This is a genomic window from Pseudomonas sp. P9_2 (assembly GCF_034008255.1).
GTDB lineage: Bacteria > Pseudomonadota > Gammaproteobacteria > Pseudomonadales > Pseudomonadaceae > Aquipseudomonas > Aquipseudomonas synxantha_A.
On sequence record NZ_CP125376.1, the window covers coordinates 2,782,808 to 2,803,631 of the forward strand.

Sequence of the window (20,824 nt, forward strand, 5' to 3'; positions counted from 1 at the left end):
AATTTAAGGATTTGATGTGAGCAAGTCTCTGCAAGCCATTCGTGGCATGAACGACATCCTGCCGGAGCAGACGCCACTGTGGCGCTACTTCGAAAGCACTGTCGCGCGCCTGCTGGATAACTACGGTTACAAGCAGATCCGCATGCCGATCGTCGAGTTCACCGAGCTGTTCAAGCGCTCCATCGGTGAAGTGACCGACATCGTCGAAAAAGAGATGTACACCTTCGAAGACCGCAACGGCGACTCCCTGACCCTGCGTCCGGAAGGCACTGCCGCGTGCGTGCGCGCCGTACTGGAACATGGCATCACCGGTGGTGGCCAAACCCAGAAGCTCTGGTACATCGGCCCGATGTTCCGCCACGAGCGCCCGCAGAAGGGCCGCTATCGCCAGTTCCACCAGATCGGTTGCGAAGTCTTCAACCTTGACGGCCCGGACATCGACGCCGAGCTGATCGTGCTGACCTGGCGTCTGTGGGGCCAACTGGGCATCCGCGATGCGGTCAAGCTCGAACTCAACAGCCTGGGTACCAGCGAGTCCCGGGGCCGCTATCGCGAAGCCCTGGTCGAATACCTGTCGGCTCACCTGGATAAATTGGACGAAGACAGCCAGCGCCGTCTGAAGACCAACCCGTTGCGCGTTCTGGATACCAAGAACGCCGACACCCAGGCCGTATTGGTCAACGCACCGAAAATGGCCGATTACCTGGACGACGAATCCCGCGTGCACTTCGAGGGCCTCAAGGCTCGCCTGGATGCCGCGGGGATTCCCTACGTGATCAACCCCAAGCTGGTGCGTGGCCTCGACTACTACAGCAAGACTGTATTCGAGTGGGTCACCGACAAGCTCGGCGCCCAAGGCACCGTGTGTGCCGGTGGTCGCTACGACGGCCTGGTCGAGCAAATGGGCGGCAAGCCGACCCCGGGCGTAGGCTTTGCCATGGGCATCGAGCGGCTGATCCTGCTGCTGGAAACCCTGGAGCAGGTTCCCGAAGAAATTTCCCGTCAGGTGGACGTGTACCTGTGCGCTTTTGGCGAGGCTGCCGAACTGGCCGCCCTGGCCTTGAGCGAGAAGGTGCGCGACCAACTGCCGAACCTGCGCCTGCAGATCAATGCCGGCGCCGGCAGCTTCAAGAGCCAGTTCAAGAAGGCTGACAAGAGCGGTGCGCTGTACGCACTCATCCTTGGCGATGACGAGTTGGCCCAGCAAGTGATAGGTTTCAAACCCCTGCGTGGCCAGGGTGAACAACAGAACGTTGCCTTTGATGCGCTCGCTGCGCACTTGGCCACCTGCGTCGTGCAGGGTTGAAGCTGTCGAACAGCCGAATTTAGCGATTAAGGAGTATTGGGGTGTCGAGTACTGATGATGAGCAACTGGCCGAGTTCAAGGACTGGTGGCAGCGTAACGGCAAGCCCCTGGTCACTGGCGGCCTGCTGGCTTTAGTGGTGGTGTTCGGCTGGCAAGCCTGGACCAAGTATCAGGCCAACCAATCCCAGGGCGCCTCGATCGTTTACCAGCAATTGCTGGAAACTACCCTGACGCCGGACGGCAAGCCTGACCCTGCACAGGTGGCAGACCTGGCCGGCAAGCTGAAAAACGAATTCGGCGGTAGCACCTACGCCCAGTACGGCAGCCTGTTCGTCGCGAAAGTCGCGGTCGATACCGGCAAGCTGGATGACGCAGCCACCGAGCTGAAGGCCATTGCCGACAAGCCGACCAACCCGACCCTGGGTGAAATCGCACGTCAGCGCCTGGCACAGGTATTGGCGGCACAGAACAAGGCTGACGAAGCACTCAAACTGCTCGACGGCGATGCTGACAAGGCATTCGTGGCCACTCGCGAAGAGCTCAAGGGCGACCTGTTGGTCCAATTGGGTCGTACCGACGAAGCCCATGCTGCGTACCAAAAAGCCAAGGCGGCGCTGTCTGATGAAGCGGCGGTCGGTGGCTTACAAATCAAGCTCGACGACTTGGCCAAAGGGGATGCGTGACGTGATCCGTTGGAAACATGCAGCATTGCTGGCTCTGGCCGTTTTGGCCGCGGGTTGCAGCAGCAACAGCAAAAAAGAACTGCCGCCTGCCGAGCTGACCAGCTTCAAGGAAGAAGTGGTCCTGCAAAAACAATGGAGCCAATCCATTGGTGACGGGCAGGGCGACCTCTACAACCTGTTGCAGCCGGCGATCGACGGCGACAACATCGTGGCCACTGATTCCACTGGCGTCGTGGTTGCCATGGATCGCATGAACGGCGACGTCAAGTGGAAGAAAGACCTCGAGCTACCGGTTTCCGGTGGTGTGGGTGTCGGCTACGGCATGGTGCTGATCGGTACGCTCAAAGGTGATGTGGTCGCACTCGACTCCAGCACCGGCGAAGAGAAATGGCGCGCTCGCGTGACCAGTGAAGTGCTCTCGGCGCCAGCGACCAACGGCGATATCGTCGTGGTGCAGACCCAGGATGACCGCGTGATCGGTCTGGATGCCTCCACTGGCGACCAACGCTGGTTGTACGACAGCACCCCGGCGGTGTTGACCCTGCGTGGTACCAGTGGTCCGATTGTGACCAACAATCTCGCTGTGGCTGGCCTGTCGACCGGTAAAGTAGTCGCCCTGGATACCCAGAACGGCGTGCCAGCGTGGGAAACCCGTGTGGCTATCCCGCAAGGCCGTTCCGAACTGGACCGCGTCGTGGACATCGACGGTGGCCTGCTGCTGTCGGGTGAAACCCTCTACGTGGCCACCTATCAGGGCCGTGTTGCCGCGCTGGACCTGCAAAGCGGCCGCATCAACTGGCAGCGTGATGCTTCCAGCTATGCGGGTGTCGCCCAAGGGTTTGGCAGCGTCTACGTGAGCCTGGCCTCCGGCACCGTTGAAAGTGTCGATGAGCGTTCCACCACTGCACTGTGGAGCAACGACTCGCTGGCTCGCCGCCAACTGTCGGCGCCGGAAGTCTTCTCCAGCTACGTAGCAGTCGGTGACTTTGAAGGTTACCTGCACCTGCTGAGCCAGGTGGATGGTCGCTTTGTCGGTCGCCAACGTATCGACAGCGACGGCCTGCGTGCGCGTCCGCTGGTGGTAGGTAACATGCTTTATGTGTATGGCAACGGCGGCAAGCTGGAAGCCCTGACCATCAAGTAAGAACCATGCTTGGGGTAACACCCAGGCGGCCCTGCTTTTGCAGGGCATGCGGCATCTGACGATGCTGCCCCGAGCACCAGCCGCTGCCCTGCAGCGGCTTTTGTATTTTCTGAAATAACGAAGTGGAGAGCCGCATGGTTCCCGTAATCGCCCTGGTGGGCCGACCTAACGTCGGCAAGTCCACCTTGTTCAACCGCCTGACCAGGACTCGCGACGCCATTGTCGGCGACTTGTCCGGTCTGACCCGTGATCGCCAATACGGTGAGGCAAAGTGGCAAGGGCGCTCCTACATTATTGTCGACACCGGTGGTATCTCCGGTGACGAGCATGGCATGGACGAAAAAATGGCCGAGCAGTCGCTGCTGGCCATTGAAGAAGCCGATGTCGTGTTGTTCCTGGTGGACGCCCGCGCGGGTTATACCGCCGCTGACCAGATGATTGGCGAGCACCTGCGCAAGCGCAACAAGCGTTCCTATCTGGTCGCCAACAAGATCGACAACATCGATCCTGAGGCGGCCCGTGCCGAATTCAGCCCGATGGGCCTCGGTGATGCGATCCCGGTCGCGGGTGCCCACGGCCGTGGCATCACCCAGATGCTGGAAATCGCCCTGCGCGACTTCCCCAAGGATGATGTCGAGGAAGAAGAGGGCGAGGAAGAGATCGTCGCTGAAGGCGAGGAAGCCAAGCGCATTCCTGGCCCGAGCGAAAAAGACGGTATCAAGATCGCTATCATCGGCCGCCCGAACGTCGGCAAGTCGACCCTGGTCAACCGTATGCTCGGTGAAGACCGCGTTATCGTCTACGACCAGCCCGGCACCACTCGCGACAGTATCTACATCCCGTTCGAGCGTAACGACGAGAAGTACACGCTGATCGACACCGCCGGTGTGCGCAAGCGCGGCAAGATCCACGAAGAAGTTGAAAAGTTCTCCGTGGTCAAAACCCTGCAAGCGATCAAAGACGCCAACGTGGTGATCTTCGTGATGGACGCCCGCGAAGGCGTGGTGGACCACGACCTCAATTTGCTGGGCTTTGCCCTGGAAGCCGGTCGGGCCCTGGTGATCGCGATCAACAAGTGGGACGGCATGACGCCGAGCGAGCGCGATTTCGTCAAGATCGAACTGCAGCGTCGGTTGTTCTTCGTCGAGTTCGCCGATATCCACTTTATCTCGGCACTGCACGGTACTGGCGTGGGTAACCTCTACGCCTCGGTACAGAACTCGTTCAAGTCCGCGGTCACCCGCTGGCCGACCAACCGTCTGACCCAGATCCTCGAAGATGCCGTGGGCGAGCACGCACCGCCGATGGTCAACAACCGTCGGATCAAACTGCGTTACGCCCACTTGGGTGGTGCCAACCCGCCGATTATCGTGATCCACGGTAACCAGATCGAGAAGGTGCCCAAGTCCTACGTGCGTTACCTGGAAAACACTTACCGCCGAGTCTTGAAACTGGTCGGTACGCCGATCCGCATCGAGTTCAAGGGTGGCGAGAACCCATACGAAGGCAACAAGAACACACTGACCGACCGTCAGGTGAACAAGAAGCGTCGTTTGATGACTCACCACAAGAAGGCCGACAAGAAGCGTCGCGACAAGAAATAGCAGGCGCTATAAGTTGTGAGCGACAAGCTGCAAGAGAGGGCTCCTTTGGAGCCCTTTTTTATGCGCGACCGTTTGTGCCTTGACCCGATGCAATTGGCAGCTTAAAACTTGAGGCTCACCTGCAGGGGCCTCCGATGATCACCAGCAAGCTGCCGAACGTCGGCACGACCATTTTCACCACCATGTCGCAACTCGCCGCTGAAACCGGCGCGCTCAACCTGTCCCAGGGTTTCCCGGATTTCAATGGCCCGCAAGGTTTACTCGATGCAGTGGGCAAGCATATCGCTCTGGGTCACAACCAGTACGCGCCCATGACCGGCTTGCCCGTGTTGCGTCAGCAGGTGGCCGCCAAGATTGCTCGCAGTTATGGCGCCACAGTCAATGCCGACAGCGAGGTGACCATCACCCCTGGCGCCACTGAGGCGATCTTCTGCGCGATCCAGGCGGTGATTCGCAGTGGCGATGAAGTCATCGTGTTCGACCCCAGCTACGACAGCTATGAGCCCTCGGTGGAGCTGGCCGGTGGTCGTTGCGTGCATGTGCAACTGAGCCTGGACGGTTTTGCCCTCGACTTCGAGCAGATCAAGGCGGCGCTGTCGCCGCGCACCCGCATGATCATCATCAACTCGCCCCATAACCCGACTGGTGCGCTGATCAGTCGCGCCGAGCTGGACCAGTTGGCCGAACTGATCCGCGACCGTGATATCTACCTGGTCAGCGATGAGGTCTACGAACACCTGGTGTTCGACGGTGTGCCCCACGCCAGCATATTGGCCCATCAGGAGCTGTATCAGCGCGCCTTCGTGGTCAGCTCCTTCGGCAAGACCTATCACGTGACCGGGTGGAAAACCGGTTACGTGGTCGCGCCGCCGGCCCTGACTGCCGAACTGCGCAAGGTGCATCAATATGTCAACTTTTGCGGCGTGACCCCTTTGCAGTACGCTTTGGCTGACTTCATGGCCGAACACCCGGAGCATGTCGAAGAACTGCCGGCCTTTTACCAGGCCAAGCGCGACATGTTTTGCGACCTGCTGGCGCCGTCCCGCTTCAGTTTTACCCGGGTGAGCGGCACTTATTTCCAACTGGTGGATTACTCACAGATTCGCCCTGACCTGGATGACATTGCTATGTCCTTGTGGATGACCCGCGAACACGGCGTGGCGACCATACCGGTCTCGGTGTTCTACCAGCACCCACCCCAAGGCCAGCGCCTGGTGCGTCTGTGCTTTGCCAAACGCGAGGAGACGCTGCAACAAGCAGCCGAAAAGCTATGCGTGATCTGAGTGCACTGCCCAATCTGAACATCGCCCTGATCCAGACCAGCCTGGTGTGGCATGACCGTCAGGCTAACCTTGAGCATTTTGAGCTGCTGCTGGAGCAGGCCAATGGCGCCGACCTGATCATACTGCCGGAGATGTTCACCACCGGATTCTCCATGGAGTCAGCCACCCTCGCCGAGCCGGAAAAGGGCCCGACCCATCACTGGCTCCAGGCGCAGGCAACCAGATACAACGCGGTGATCACTGGCAGCGTGATTATCCAGGCCGCCGACGGTAGCCACCGCAACCGCCTGTTGTGGGCAAGGCCGGATGGCGAGGTGCTGCATTACGACAAGCGTCACCTGTTCCGCATGGCCGGTGAGCACGATCACTACACCCCCGGCGAACGCCAGGTGCAGTTTGAGTTGAAGGGCTGGCGCATTCGCCCACTGATTTGCTACGACCTGCGCTTCCCGGTATGGAGTCGCGATGCCCAGGACACCGACTTGCTGCTGTACACCGCCAATTGGCCCGGTGCACGTCGTCAGCATTGGAACCGCTTGTTGCCGGCGCGGGCGATTGAAAACCTGTGCTATGTGGCAGCCGTGAATCGGGTAGGCACGGATGGCAAAGGATTTGCGTATACCGGGGATAGCCAGGTACTGGATTTCCAGGGTGAAACCTTGCTGAGTGCAGGGGAGGCGGACGGGGTGTTCCAGGTGATTCTGGATGCGGCGGAGTTGGCTGCTTATCGCACCAGGTTTCCAGCGAACCTGGATGCCGATAGCTTTCAGTTTGTCTGATAAACCGCTATCGGGAGCAAGCCCCCCTCCCACTTTGATTTGCGAATACATTCAAATGTGGGAGGGGGCTTGCTCCCGATGGGGCCATCAGCGCCACCATAACCCCAAAGTAAAAAAGGCCCCTGGATTCACACCCAGGGGCCTTTCACATTTCAGCAGCCGATTACGCCGCTTTGGCTTCCAACTGGCTCAACGAGCGGTTCAGCGCACTGAACAGCGCCTTGAAGCTGGCGGTGGTGATGTTTTCATCAATGCCCACACCATGCACCGGACGTTCGCCGTTCACGCGCAGTTCAATGTAGGCGGCCGCCTTGGCATTGGTGCCCGCACCGATGGCATGTTCGTTGTAGTCCATGATCTCCACGCCAATCGGCAGGCCGGCCACCAAGGCTTCCAGCGCACCGTTGCCTTTGCCTTTCCAGTGCAGGTTGGTTTCGCCCTGGCCCTTGCCGGAAACTTCCACCTCGACAAAGCTGTTGCCGTTCTCTTCCTGCAGGCGATGGCTGACCAGCGCGTACGGGGTGTTGGCTTGCAGGTATTCACGCTGCAGCAAGGCGTAGATCTGCGGCGCAGTCATCTCAAGGCCCACGCGGTCGGTTTCGGCCTGAACCACCTGGCTGAATTCGATCTGCATGCGACGCGGCAAGCTGATGTCGTATTCCTGTTCCAGCAGGTAGGCGATGCCACCTTTGCCCGACTGGCTGTTCACACGAATCACCGCTTCGTAGCTGCGGCCAATGTCCGCTGGGTCGATCGGCAAGTACGGCACTTCCCACAGCGCATCGTCTTTCTGCTGGGAGAAGCCTTTGCGGATAGCGTCCTGGTGTGAGCCGGAAAACGCGGTGTGCACCAGGTCGCCCACATAAGGATGACGCGGGTGCACCTGGATCTGGTTGCACTCTTCAACGACTTTGCGCACACCGTCGATATCGGAGAAGTCCAGTTGCGGGTCCAGACCCTGGGTGTACATGTTCAGGGCCACGGTCACCAGGTCGACGTTGCCGGTACGCTCGCCGTTGCCGAACAGGCAGCCCTCGACGCGGTCGGCACCGGCCATCAGGCCCAGTTCGGTGGCGGCGACGCCGGTGCCGCGATCGTTATGGGTGTGCAGGCTGATGATCACACTGTCACGACGGTTGATATGGCGACCGAACCACTCGATCTGGTCGGCATAGATATTCGGTGTGGCGCATTCAACGGTGGCCGGCAGGTTGAGGATCATCTTGTGCTCGGGCGTCGGGTTCCACACCTCGATCACTGCGTCGCAGACTTCCTTGGCGAACTCCAACTCAGTGGCGCTGAACGTCTCCGGGGAGTATTCGAAGGTCCACTGGGTTTCAGGCTGTTGGGCGGCGTATTTGACGAACAGCTTGGCCGCGTTGACGGCGATAGCCTTGATGCCATCCTTGTCCTGGTTGAACACGATGCGGCGGAACGACGGCGACGTGGCGTTGTACAAGTGCACGATGGCTTTTTTGGCTCCGCGCAGGGATTCGAAGGTGCGTGCGATCAAGTCTTCACGGCCCTGGGTCAGCACCTGGATGGTGGTGTCCTCGGGGATGTGGTTGTCTTCGATCAGGGTGCGCACGAAGTCGAAGTCGGTTTGCGAGGCGGCCGGGAACGAGGCTTCGATTTCCTTCACGCCGACGGCGACCAGGGTCTTCCAGAAACGCAGTTTTTTCGCGGCGTCCATAGGCTCGATCAGCGACTGGTTGCCATCACGCAGGTCGGAGCTGCACCAGATCGGCGCGGTGGTGATGGTCTTCGACGGCCAGGTGCGGTCCGGGATGTCGATGGTCGGGAACGCGCGGTACTTCGAAGATGGGTCTTTGAGCATGCTCATCGGGAAATCCTTTGTTGTAGGGGCCGAGAAAAGGCGGCCTGCCGTAGAACTGTTATTGGGGATAAAACTTGAGGACGAGGCAGATCGATTCAGCCTGGCAGTCGTGCGCTGACGAGGCACAGGCTGCGGTGCTGGCGGAGCTGAATGAGGGTGTGAGAGGTTTTCATGCAGTCAACCCTAACCGCGAGATGGGAGGATGGCAAGCAGTGGGATAAAATTGAGAGAAGTTCTATTTTATTGCTTTTTTTTGAGTTTTTATTGCGGCGTTATTCTTTTTTTGTTGTTTTAGTGCTTCTTAGTGTGCTTCCTGCGCAATGGGTAGCCATGCGGCGGTAAGGCCGCATGGTGTTCCTCTCATGGGACGGTCAGACGGTCAGGTTGTCGATGTTGTAGTCAATGTGAATGTCTCCGCGTGGTTCAGGGATGTTGGTGCCGTGCATGAGCTTCAATGGTGGGGGGGGAGTATGAGGAGGCTGACTGGCGAGGCTTGAGCTGCCTTTTAGGCTAGGTGATACGGATACGCCGAGCCCTCCTGTCAACTCTGCAAGACCTGGAACACCGTCATAATTATTCATATGCGCATTTCCTACTACCGCCACATATTTTTCTCCAGCTGGGAGTTCTTCCATGATACGGGCTGCGAAGTAGTTGAACTCGCGTAGGCGCTCAACTGCCCATGTTGGATTAGCTTGCCAGGCTGCAAGGTTATCCATATGCCACGTTAATTGTGGGTGCTCGAGCCCTATGACCTTTATTCCGTGCTTCTGTGCTTCGGCGATGACGTCTTCCATAGTTGGACCGCCACTGAATTCGGGGCGATAGATACGTGGCCCCAGATAATCCGTATGAGACGCCAGTAGGGTCGCGTCTTCTACGCCTGGATAACTGCGCAGAAAAATCGCGTTCTCGAGGTAAACGGTGGTTACACCGCTATTTGCAAAGTTTTGCATCTGGTCGATCAGCAGTTGAAACGTCACAGGTTCGTCATGCAGTTCGCCAAGTACTAAGCCACGTATACCGGGTTGAGACAGGGCGTTTTGTAGGGCCGCCTCAGGTGTTCTATTGGTTGTTATCACCGTCTCGATTGTGCGTGTAGGCGTCGCATTTGTTAGGCGATTGTTGTAAAAGTTTCGCGTATTACGTCTGAACCATCGCCGTATTTGGGTAATGGTCGTTGCGTTCGCGGTAGAAATGTCTTCGGTAGCTGTACCGGAGAGCACTCGGTCCACATACTCAGTTCTGTTCCTTCTGCCACCACTTCCGCCCCTGCCGCCTGGTAATTCACTCAACCGCCATTCCCCGTTTCCAGCCGATTGCAGGGACGCCACGATTCTACTGCCGCGTGGCGCCGTCAGCGGGGCATTGGGGTTGACGATACTGACCTGCCCGTTGCGCGCATGAAACACCGAATCGATCTGATAAACCCTGTTCGTACCGGTACTGTCGGTGTAACGCACATACCAATGGTCGCCCACGTTATAAGTGCCGTCTGCCCTCAGGCGTTGCCCGCTGATGACTTCGTTCGGCACGGTGTAGGCGCTCAGGTCGCGGTTGGGCAGAGCGGTGGTGGTCGAGGGGCGGGTGGCAATGGTGGTGACGCCGCTGCTGGTGGAGGCCACCGCAGGGGGAGGGCTGGTGGGAGCCGGCAGCGCTCTGGGACCCGAACGTGTGGCGATCGGGCCGGCTTGGACGGTGGATCTGAATACCGGCCGCATCGGTGCGGCGCGAAGATTGGTGATGCCTGTGGCAGCCAGGCTGAAATCACTGTAGATCGTCCGTGCCAAGCCAGGCTTTTTGATCAAGTGCGGCAAGATTCTGCTATTGACGCGCAGCGCAGTCACACCGGCTTTGCCCAGACGAACACCTGTGGACACACCTTTGCCGACCACAGGTATCAGGTCCGCGAAGATCAAGGCCACCTCAATGCCGAACTCGATTTTGTTGAGGGTGGATTGCTTTGCCACTTCAGCACTGCTTACGGACTGGTGATCCGCGCGGTCGATCATCATTTGTACGTGTTGTTTGTACAGGTGATCCTGAACATTGCCTTCGATTGGTTTGAAGCTGGTTGCACCCCCCATTAACTTGAACGATGAAATAATCAATTCGGAAGAGATCAGGTTCAAGGGGTTGTAGGCACTGCTTTTAATGGCGTCCTTGAATTGCGCGATATCATCTTTACTGACTGGCGATTTTCTTTTTGTGATATAGGACGCCCACTCGCCTTTGGTCAGAAGGGCATCCAGGGCTTTATGGTCTGCCACTTCGCGAAATGTGATGCCGTCGGGAGCCTTGGGCGTATACAGCACCAACGATGAGTCTGTCTGATTGCCGATCACCATCACGCCCTGCACAACCAGCCCACGGTGGACAAGGCTGTTGGCCACAATGTTGTTTCCATCGACCTGGGGGCGTGTGGCGGGGTCGGGGTGGTCCAATACCATATCAACCCACTGCGCCGCGCGCTTGGTGGTGGTGTTTTCGTGGTTTTGTTCCTTGTAGGCGTCGGGATTGAGTTCTGATAAAAACGCCTCTTTGAACATGGCGCCTTCCAGGCTGGCTTTCCAGGCCGTACGCAATTGCGCGGCGCTGCCAACCTCGGTATCAGTCGCCATCTCTTGTTTAAGCAGCTTGGTGTATTCGCCGCCGACATCGGCGGCATTGACCAGCTTTTTAAGGCTCTCGGTGTCCAGAATCACCTGTTTGCCAGCCAAGTCCCGGACGGGCTCGCCTTGTGTATCCAGCAGCGCCAAGGTCATTTTCACATCGGTAAAAGTGCCTCTCTCGATGGCTGGAAAACCACTGGGATTGCTCAACGCCAAGTCGGTTAGAGAGACGGGGTCATTTTTGGAATAGAGGGGCTGGCCAGTACCCCGTCCGCCGTGGACGCCAGTGCGGGTGTGTACCTGCACCTTTAATTGATCAGCATCGACTATCGCCCCCGGGTATTGCTTGTTGAGGGCCGCATTCAGTCTGTCGCGGGAGAAGGCTCCCAGGGACGGGATTTTTTCGAGCAGCGGCGCCAGCGTATTCAGGCTTTTCTCTTGCACCTGTTCCAAATGTGAAAACACGGCTTCCTGAACGGGGGGCAGATTCTTCAGCCACTCGGGTTGGTTTTTGTCGGCCAGTTTGGCGTCCCTGGCCAGCATGGCATTGCTGCCATCGAGCAGATAAGACCAGTCCGCAGCATTGTCTATGGCTTGGACCGATGCGCTGTCGAGTAATGAGTTGGCGCCGTTACCTGAGGTTAGTGCTTTGCTCATGCCTGCGTTGATTTCTGCCTGCTGGCGCCTGAGCATCCAAGGTACGGCTTCTGCCAACACATCACCGGAAGATGGCGAGACACTGTGCATCAGGTCATCGCCGGAAAAACCGTCAGGTCTGTTTTGCAGGAACGGTGGCAGGGTTTGCAACAATAGTTCGGCGTGGGTGCCGCCTTGATCCAACCGGTCGGCCAGTGCCTGGCGTGCCTGGGCCGGTGTGGCAAACTCTTCGAATCCTTCGCCGGGTGTGTACAGCACGACCGGACCATTGGTGTCGTTGAGCTCAAGCGTGCGCCCATTCGGCCAGGTAGGTGACGTGGCATGTGAACCGTCGCTTTTGGTGATGAGGAACGCGCCCGCCAGCATCGCGCCGCGTTCGGTTTTGTCATCGACCGTGATGGGGTACACGCCCAGGCGAGCACCATTGGCGAATTTTTTTTCCCGGGCTTCCAGGGTGGGGTATCGCAGCGCGTCGTCGATCAGCGCTTTGCTGTCTGTGCTCAGGGTTTGATCGCTGACGCGTAGGGCGGCCAGGCTCGACAATTGGCGTTTGTGCAGGGTCAGCAGTTGATTGAGCGGCGACTCGTGCTTGCTCGGGTCTTCATGAACCGGGCTGGGGGTGTTCCAGTACTGCTCAATCGCCTGCGGGTACTGCATGGCGATGCTGCGCGCGATGGTTTGCAATGTGCTTGCGGTGGTGGCGGGAAATTCCAGATCGTCCGGGCTTTTGCGATGATTGAATTGGATGTGTATGTCGCGTTCAGGCGGCATCTGGTTAGTGGGGTCAGCCAGGATGGCTTGAATCATCCTGGCCAGGGCGGTCATCAGAGGTTCGGACGACTCCAGTGAGACCTCATTGCCGTTAATGCGATAACGACTGACGCTCATCGTTTCCGCGTCCAGAGGTCTGACGTCCGGGAACGCTTGTTCGAGTTGCGCCTGCATGAACGCTTTGAAGCTCGGCTGTTGGTTGTGCAGGCGTTGCATATCTTCCGTCAAGAGGCCGTGTTCAACGGTGTAGGCTAACTGCTTGCTGGGTTTGAAGTGTTTCTCCAACCTGGGGTAACGCAGTTGGGCGCTGGTTATGCCGGGAGATGTGGGGACGGGAGGCGTTTCGGGAGCGTAGGTTGGTGCGGGAGTAAGCTCTTGTGTCGTACTGGAAGGCGTGGGAGGAGACGGGGAGTCGGTGACTGCAGAAGTGCTCAGGGTTTGTCGTTGGAGTTGTGCTGCCAAAGCTTGGGTAAGAGAGAACATAGAATGAATCTCACAGGTTTCGAATTGCCACTGGTCAGGTCATGCTCATTACGCTCCGTGTAAGTTATGGGATAAGTGAATATTGGATGTCGGATGGTTCCTGGCGGAATTGTAAGAGGTGCGCAACAACCTGCTTCGAAGTCCCCTCGCTTGAGGGACAGGTGGTAACGCCAGGCAAGTGTGTTCGGCGTAGCGCGCTGCTACAGCCAGCGCGCCGTCATCAGGTGGATCAAGGCTTTTTAAGGTAAGGGTCAACGTTCTGGTGGACTTGGTAGTCTCCCACCGTTGCATTGGCAGCGAACCGCTCTTCAGGCGCCGGACGCGGGCCGGTATGCTTGACGGCGATACTGCTGGCGCCGGGCGTTGCGTCGTATACACCCACGCTGACGGCCCCGGTTTGTTCAGCGATGCCGGGCACGCCCTGGGTGGTGTTCATATGTCTTCTACCCACCACCGCAATCCACTTTTCCCCTGGCGGGGTTTGCTGAATAACTTTGCTGGCGAAGTAGTTGAACTCTCGCAATCGATCAGTGGTATGCCGAAGGTTAGCAACGTCATCGTCATAGGGGCGAGTTGAGTGCATCGTCAGATGTTCATGTTCGATACCTACGATTTTGATGCCGTGTTGCTGCGCGGCGACCAGCACATCCTCGCGCGTAGGGACTTCGGGTTTATAGATACGATTGCCGGGCTGCGGGGGTATGCGTGAAATTTCATCGGCTGTGTAACCGGTGAAGCCATTCCATTCAGCGCCTTCCAGATAAAGGGTTGTGACGCCTTCATCTGCATAGGCCTGCATGTTCTTTATCAGCATGACGTTGGTAGCAATCTGATTGTGTTGCTCTCCAAATACAATGCCGTTTGAAGTGCTTAGCAGCTCACGTGCCAGTTCGCCCGGTGATGTGTTTGGCGTTATAGCAGGCATGTTCGGACGAGGTGTAGGCGCTAAGGCCTGATTGATATAGCTTTCATTCGCCCCTTCTCTGAACCAGCGCGTCACAAAGCGTCTGTTAATGCCTGAAGCGGTTAAATCAGGTTGTCCTGAGAGCAAATAGTCGGTGTAATTCACCGGCCATTCATGCATCTGCCTGCGTTCTCTACCGCGCCTGCCGCCAGGCAGTTGATTGATGCGCCATTCCCCGTTGCCTGCCGATTGCAGGGAGGCCACTTTCCTACTGCTTCTAGACGCCGTCGCCGGAGCATTAGGATTAATGATATTGACCTGTCCACTGCGAGCGTGGAATGCCGAGTCGATCTGATAAACCCTATTCGTACCGGTACTGTCGGTAAAACGCACGTACCAGTTATCTCCCACGTTGTAAGTGCCGTCGGGCCTCAAGGGGCGGCCGCTGATGACCTCATTGGGCACGTTGTATGCGCTCAAGTCGCGGTTTGGAATGGCAGCGTTGGTCGAGGGGCGCGTTGCGACGGTGGTTGCGCCACTGCTGGTGGAGGCACTCGCTGATGATGGGGCACGCAATGCCTCCGACGACGTGCTGGGCTCTTGACGTGGCACAGGCGCGCGCGCCGTTGTCGACGATTTGAAGACGGGGCGTAGTGGCGAGGCACGCACACCCTTGATACCTGCTGTAGTCAGTACGAAATCAACATAGATCGTCTGCGCCAGGCCGGGTTTGCTTATGAGCTTGGGCAAAAGTTTGCTGTTGGCGCGCAAAGCGACCAAGGCGGCCTTAGTCAGATGAGCACCGGTTCTTGCGGCCTTGCCGATACCTGGCAAAAAATCCAGAAATAGCATGCCCACTTCGACGCCAAATGTGGCTTTATTGATGAACGATTGCCTGGCCACTTCCGCACTGCTGACTGATTGATGGTCTGCCTTGTCTACTATCATCTGAACATTTTGCTGATACAGATGATCCTGAACATTACCCTTTATGGGTTTGAGTTCCGAGCCGCCGAACATGACCTTTATCTCTTTGACGGCCATATCCAAGACTTTGTCGGGCGACAGGACGGTGAACGGATTGTTGGGGATATCCCTGATAGTCTCGTCGCGTTTGGCCAAATCGTCTTTATTGATCGGTGATTTTCTGTCCGCGATGTAGGCTTTCCACTCGTTTTTTTTCAACAAGGCGTCCATTGCTTTTTGGTCCGCTACCTCGCGAAACGCGATGCCGTCGGGCGCTTTGGGTGTGTACAGCACCAATGATGAATCGACCTTGTTGCCAATCACCAAGATTCCATGAATTGGTTGTCCATAGTCGAGCAGGGCATTGGCGATAATCTTCTGGCCATCGACTTTGGGGCGGTCGGCGGGGTTGGGGTGGTCCAGGATTGCCGTAACCCATTGCGCTGCGCGTTTGCTGCTCTTGTCTTCGGTGGCCTGCTCTGTATAGGCCGTGGGGTTGAGTTGCGCAAGAAACGCATCTTTCTCCATGGCGTCACTCAGGTTGGATTTCCATGCCTCGCGTAGATCCGAAGGGGCATCAGGTGCCAGTTCTTTTTTAAGCAGCTTGTCGTATTGGCCTCCCACATCCGCAGTGTTGATCAGGGCTTGAAGCTGTTCATCATTGAGTATGATCGGCTTGCCATTGCTATCGGGAATCGGACTGCCCTTTGTGTCAACCAGCGGCAGGGTCAGTGTGAGGGTGGTTTTTTTCTGGACACTTCTTGGAAGAAAACCGGTGGGATTTTTCAGTGCCAGATCAGTCAGTGAAAGATGTTTTTGTTCTGACGAGCTGGTGATGCGGTTACCCAATATTGACATGGCCAGGTCGGCAATCACTAAGCCGGACGAATTGTCCTGGGTTGTGGTTTCGTCTATCTGCACCTTTAATTGATCGGCATCAATCTGCGCAGTCGGATACAGCTTCTTGATCGCCTCGTTCATCCTGTCGCGGGAGAAGTCTGACAGGGAGGGGATTTTTTGAAGCCTTGGTAGTAACGCGTCAGTGCTTTTTTTCTCCGACTGTTCCAGGTTCAGAAAGATGGTTTCTTGAGCCGGGGTCAGGTTTTTCAGCCACTCTGGTTGTTGTTTTTCAATCAGCTTGGCGTGGTAGGCCAAGAGTGCATTGCCGCTATCAAGCTGGTACGACCAGTCGGCGGCGTCATCAATGGCTTGGGTTGACGCCGGATCGGTCAGTGGGTTACCTGGCGTAGCGGCCGTCAGTGTCTCGGAGAGCCGCTTATTGATTTCTTCTTGCTGGCGCTTGAGCATCCACGGAATGCCCTCTGCCAGAACATCTGCGGTCAAAGGCTCAACGCGCAGTGTCAGGTCATCTCCCGAAGGCTGCTCTGCTCGGTTTTGCAGCGCCAGCGGCAGCGTTTGCAGCAACAGTTCGGCGTCCACCCCACCTTGATCAAGGCGCTTGGCCAATGCCGCGCGGGCTTGAGCGGGCGTGGCGAATTCCTCGAACCCTTCGCCGGGGGTATACAGAACCACCGGACCATGGCTGTCGTCGAGCCACAAGGAGCGACCGTCAGGCCATGTGGGCTCAGTCGCGAAGGAACCGTCGGTCTGGGTTATGAGGAAGGTACCCGCCAACAGTGCCCCACGTTCACTACCGTCATCCACGGTGAGTGGGTACACCCCAGGGCGGGCGCCGTCAGCAAAGGCATTTTCCCGTTCGGCCAAGGTGGGGTATTGCAGCGCTGTGTCGATCAGTTGCTTGCTTGCCGGGCTCAAGGTGCCATCGTTCGCGCGCGCTGCGGCCAGGGTTGCCAGTTGCTGTTTGTGCAAGGCCAATAGCTCATTCTGTGGCGTGGTTCGTACCTGCGGGTTTTGCGAGCTTTGGCGGGGTGTGGTCCAGAATTTCTGCTGCGCTTTCGCGTATTGGATGATGCGCTGGGCAATCGTGTGCAATGAGTGTGCTGAGTTGACCTGGGTGGGCGGCACCCCGGCGCTGCCTTGCGTGAAAAAGCCCGCGTGTACGTTGTTGCCTTCACCTGCTTTTTTCCCAGGATTACGCAACTGTTCCTGGATTTCTTTATTTAGTGCATCGAGAAGGGGGTCTACGGACAGCGTTTTTATACTGCCGTCGTTTTGCTTGCGCCAATGCTTGACGGTGAGGTCTGCGGTATTGAGGTGGGGTTGGTCGGGAAACAGTGTGGTCAGTTGTTGCTGCAGGAAGGTCTTGAAGTTCGGTTGCTCTTTGTAGAGCTGCTGTATCGAACGGGTAGCTTCGTTGTGTTGCTCTATGAGGCTGATATTGCGTGAAGGGGGGACTGTGGCAGTTGGCGTACTTGGTGAGTCGGGTAAAGGCAGATCGTCTGGTGCGTACGTCGAAGGCGTTGCGTGGGGGCCGGTCTGGCTTTTTTTTTGCGGGGGGGGCGTTTCGGCGGGTGGGGCAAAGGATTGATGTTGATCCAAAGCGCGTTGGACTGTAGAGCTGGCTGGCGCAAACATAGAAACAACCTCATCACATAATCGAAATGTTGTCGTTACGGTCCTTGTAAGTCGCCAGTTAAGTGAAGGGGAGCGGTGTGTTGGTTCCGGCTGCAAATGTAGCGATATGTCCGGGGCCAGGGCATTGGGCAGCGCTCAGGGCTGAAAAGCGCCGATAAAGATCGCCGGATCGACACGCGCATCGTTCAGGCTGATATTCCAATGCATATGCGGCCCGGTCGCCCGTCCGGTCGAGCCGACCTTGCCCACTACTGCGCCGCGCACCAGTTGCTGGCCCACCTTCACGTCGATCTTCGACATATGGCAGAACATGCTGATAAAGCCCTGGCCATGGTCGACGAACACCGTGTTGCCATTGAAGAAGTAATTGCCAACCAGAATCACCTTGCCGTTCGCGGGCGTCTTGATCGGCGTACCGGCTGGCACGGCGAAGTCGAGGCCCGAATGCGGGTTGCGCTCTTCACCGTTGAAGAAGCGCCGCACCCCGAACTTGCTCGACAACGGGCCGTTCACCGGTTTGTCCAGCACCAGGTTGCTCGGCAGGGTGGGGCTGAAACTGCGGTAAGCCTTGAGCTGTACCGCCAACTCGCCTTCGATGCGCTTGAGCTGGGCCGGGTCAGGGTTGACCTGGCTTTTATTCTTCAGCGTGATGCGCTGTTCCGGGTACTTCTTGTAACCGACGATAAACGGCAAGTTGCGCCCGCCGCTGCTGATGCGCTCGTTTCCAGGCCTGACCGTCAACGGGATACCGACGATGGCTAGCCAGTTGTCCTGTTCTTTGACCACCAGCACCGGTTTGCCTTGGTAAGTGGCTTTGGGCGCCGTGGCGGCCGGTCCCAGTTCGACCACGGCCACACCACCGGGCACCGGTTTGTTCAAGGTGCGGGTGATATAGCTGTCCGCATAGGTATTCATGGACAGGCACAGCAGCAACAAACTCAGTAGACGTGGCATCAATCAATCCAGTAGCGAAAGGGTGACGGGGGTCAGGTGATTGTCTTCCACCCGCACTTGCAGTTGACCTTCACCCAGGCGCGCGGTCAGACGCTGGCCGGTGTGGGTTTGTGCGGCATTGCGAATCGCCTGGCCGCGTTCATCCAGCAGGATGCTGTAGCCACGGCCCAGGGTCGCCAGCGGGCTGACTACCTGCAACGTCTGCACCTGGCTTTGCAGTTGCAGGCGTCGGGCCTTGAGACCTTCGCGCATGGCTCGGGGCAGGCGTTCGGCGAGGCTGTCCAGGCGCTGGCGCAGCAGCGCCAATTGGCGGCCCGGATGCTGGCCGGCGAGGCGGGTTTCCAGGCGAATCAAGCGCTCGCGACGAGTATTGAGGCTGCGCTCGAAGGCGCGGCGCATACGCATGTCCAGGTCATCCAGGCGTTGTGCCTGCTGGCGCAAGCGCTCGCCCGGGTGACGCAGGCGCCGGGCCATACCTTCCAGGCGCAGGCGGCTGTGGCTCAGGCGGTTACGCATCAGCATCACCAGGCGCCGATGCAGGTTGTCTACCTGGCGCACCAGATGGCTGGCGTCCGGTGCCAGCAGCTCGGCGGCGGCGGAGGGCGTCGGAGCGCGCACGTCCGCCACGAAGTCGCTGATCGACACATCGGTTTCATGGCCGACGGCGCTGACGATGGGCGTGACGCAGGCGTCCACTGCGCGGGCCACGGCTTCTTCGTTGAAGCACCAGAGATCTTCCAGTGAGCCGCCGCCACGGGCCAGGATCAGCGCGTCGAAGCCGCGGGCATCGGCGAGTTTAAGCGCCCGCACGATCTGCGGGATCGCCTCGCGGCCCTGCACAGCAGTCGGGATCAGTGTCAGTTCAATGTTCGGCGCCCGGCGGCGGAACACACTGATGATGTCGCGAATCACCGCGCCGGTCGGCGAACTGATGATGCCGATACGCCGCGGGTGCGCGGGCAGCGGCACCTTGCGCTCGGCGCTGAACAGGCCTTCGGCGCTGAGCTTTTCCTTCAAGGCATCGAAGGCCAGGCGCAGCGCGCCATCGCCGGCAGGTTCCACGGTGTCGAGGATCAGTTGATAGTCGCCACGCCCCTCGAACAACGAGACCTTGCCACGCACTTTGACCGCCAGGCCGTCCTTCAACGCCTGGCGTACGCGTGCAGCGTTGTTGCGAAACAGCGCGCAACGCACCTGGGCCCCGCTGTCCTTGAGGGTGAAATACACATGGCCGGAAGCCGGGCGGGCGAGGTTGGAGATCTCGCCTTCCACCCAGATATTGGTGAACACGTCTTCCAGCAACACCCGCGCGCGGCCGTTGAGCTGGCTGACTGTCAGGACTTCGCGGTCCAGGCCCAGTCGGGCAAAAGGATCTTTAATCATGGCGGCAGTTTATAGGCATTCGTGCAGGGTTTGACAGAACTGCTCCACCAGCGGGTTCGGCACTTGCGCGCAGGCCAGCGCCACGGTGCTGTGGCAGTCCGGGTCGGCCAGGGGTAAAAAGTGCAGGTTGGCGGGGGCGATGTCCTGCATGGATTCTGGTAACAAGGCAATGCCGAAACCGGCCTGGATCAATTGCAACTGCGTGGTCTTGCGCGACATCACCCGCGCGGCCCTGGGGAAAAATCCTGCACGCATGCACAATTCGGCCGACAGATAACTCAGCCCGCCGCGTTGGGGATGGGGGATCGAGATAAACGCCTGGTCCCTTAGCTGCGCCAACTCCACCGGCGCGTCGCTGCGTGCCAACGGATGATTCGGCGGCACCGCCAGCACCAACGGCTCCGTGTACAACGGCAGCACACGCACTCCGTCGCGCTGGCGTAGTACGGGCAAGCGCAGCAGGCCAACGTCCAGGCGACCCTCGGCGATGTCCTCCAACTGGGCTTCGGAGGAGAGCTTGGCGATATCCACCGATACTCCAGGGCAGCGCTCTAGCCAGGTGCTGATGCCGTGCAATAACGCGCCGCTCATCGGCACTGTGCTCGAGTGACTCAGGCGCAGCGTGCCAAGCTGGCCATTGCCTACTAGGGTCGCCACTTCGCTGGCCTTGAGCAACTCACTCAGCAAATTGCGCGCCCGTGGGTAGAACGCTTCACCGGCCGCTGTGAGCCGCGGTTGGCGTGCGGTGCGTTCGAACAATGGGGTTTGCAGTTGATTTTCCAGTTCCTTGATCTGCCGGCTCAAGGCCGACTGCGCCACAAACAGGCGTTCGGCCGCGGCACTGAAGCTGCCGCTCTCGGCGATTTCGACGAAGTAACGCAGTTGTCGCGTGGAGATCACGAGTCATGCCTTTTTGAGATGAGTGGCTAGCTTTGAAGATATTAGTCGCAACAGTCGACAAT

Annotated in this window: 12 protein-coding genes; 6 read left to right on the top strand and 6 right to left on the bottom strand. The window is 58.4% G+C overall.

Features of this window, described 5'->3' with window-relative positions; all coding sequences use genetic code 11:
- Positions 1-16: 16 nt before the first annotated feature.
- The 6 genes from hisS to QMK52_RS12490 all read left to right on the top strand — a co-directional run bounded on the left by hisS (position 17) and on the right by QMK52_RS12490 (position 6,799).
- Positions 17-1,306, top strand: a complete 1,290-nt coding sequence (hisS, locus tag QMK52_RS12465) for a histidine--tRNA ligase (RefSeq protein WP_005791172.1) — start codon at positions 17-19, stop codon at positions 1,304-1,306.
- A gap of 41 nt (positions 1,307-1,347) precedes the next feature.
- On the top strand, positions 1,348-1,989 hold the full coding sequence (locus QMK52_RS12470) for a YfgM family protein (RefSeq protein WP_003194010.1): 642 nt from the start codon (positions 1,348-1,350) through the stop codon (positions 1,987-1,989).
- Complete coding sequence (gene bamB, locus QMK52_RS12475) at positions 1,982-3,133, top strand: outer membrane protein assembly factor BamB (RefSeq protein ID WP_005791169.1); 1,152 nt, start codon at positions 1,982-1,984, stop codon at positions 3,131-3,133. The genes QMK52_RS12470 and bamB overlap by 8 nt, the downstream gene beginning before the upstream one ends.
- A 134-nt stretch (positions 3,134-3,267) precedes the next feature.
- Positions 3,268-4,737, top strand: coding sequence for a ribosome biogenesis GTPase Der (der, locus tag QMK52_RS12480; RefSeq protein WP_005791167.1), 1,470 nt, complete (start codon positions 3,268-3,270; stop codon positions 4,735-4,737).
- A 134-nt stretch (positions 4,738-4,871) separates the two neighbouring features.
- The gene (locus QMK52_RS12485) at positions 4,872-6,020 is read left to right on the top strand and encodes a pyridoxal phosphate-dependent aminotransferase (protein WP_005791166.1); all 1,149 of its coding nucleotides are present in this window, start codon (positions 4,872-4,874) and stop codon (positions 6,018-6,020) included.
- Positions 6,008-6,799 (top strand): amidohydrolase, encoded by a 792-nt coding sequence (locus tag QMK52_RS12490; protein ID WP_005791165.1) that lies wholly within the window; start codon positions 6,008-6,010, stop codon positions 6,797-6,799. Before QMK52_RS12485 ends, QMK52_RS12490 begins: the two co-directional genes overlap by 13 nt.
- Positions 6,800-6,962: 163 nt before the next feature.
- Here the strand turns inward: QMK52_RS12490 and leuA are convergent, their stop codons facing one another.
- The 6 genes from leuA to QMK52_RS12520 form a co-directional block, all read right to left on the bottom strand.
- Entirely contained in the window at positions 6,963-8,642 is a 1,680-nt protein-coding gene (leuA, locus tag QMK52_RS12495; protein WP_005791164.1) for a 2-isopropylmalate synthase, read from the bottom strand.
- A gap of 365 nt (positions 8,643-9,007) precedes the next feature.
- The gene (locus tag QMK52_RS12500; protein ID WP_320404145.1) at positions 9,008-12,892 is read right to left on the bottom strand and encodes a membrane-targeted effector domain-containing toxin; all 3,885 of its coding nucleotides are present in this window, start codon (positions 12,890-12,892) and stop codon (positions 9,008-9,010) included.
- 496 nt (positions 12,893-13,388) lie between these two features.
- Entirely contained in the window at positions 13,389-17,525 is a 4,137-nt protein-coding gene (locus tag QMK52_RS12505; RefSeq protein WP_320404146.1) for a membrane-targeted effector domain-containing toxin, read from the bottom strand.
- A gap of 135 nt (positions 17,526-17,660) precedes the next feature.
- Complete coding sequence (locus tag QMK52_RS12510) at positions 17,661-18,479, bottom strand: M23 family metallopeptidase (protein WP_005791161.1); 819 nt, start codon at positions 18,477-18,479, stop codon at positions 17,661-17,663.
- A 3-nt stretch (positions 18,480-18,482) separates the two neighbouring features.
- The gene (gene xseA / locus QMK52_RS12515; RefSeq protein ID WP_005791160.1) at positions 18,483-19,862 is read right to left on the bottom strand and encodes an exodeoxyribonuclease VII large subunit; all 1,380 of its coding nucleotides are present in this window, start codon (positions 19,860-19,862) and stop codon (positions 18,483-18,485) included.
- A 9-nt stretch (positions 19,863-19,871) separates the two neighbouring features.
- The gene (locus QMK52_RS12520) at positions 19,872-20,762 is read right to left on the bottom strand and encodes a LysR family transcriptional regulator (RefSeq protein WP_005791159.1); all 891 of its coding nucleotides are present in this window, start codon (positions 20,760-20,762) and stop codon (positions 19,872-19,874) included.
- Positions 20,763-20,824 lie beyond the last annotated feature (62 nt).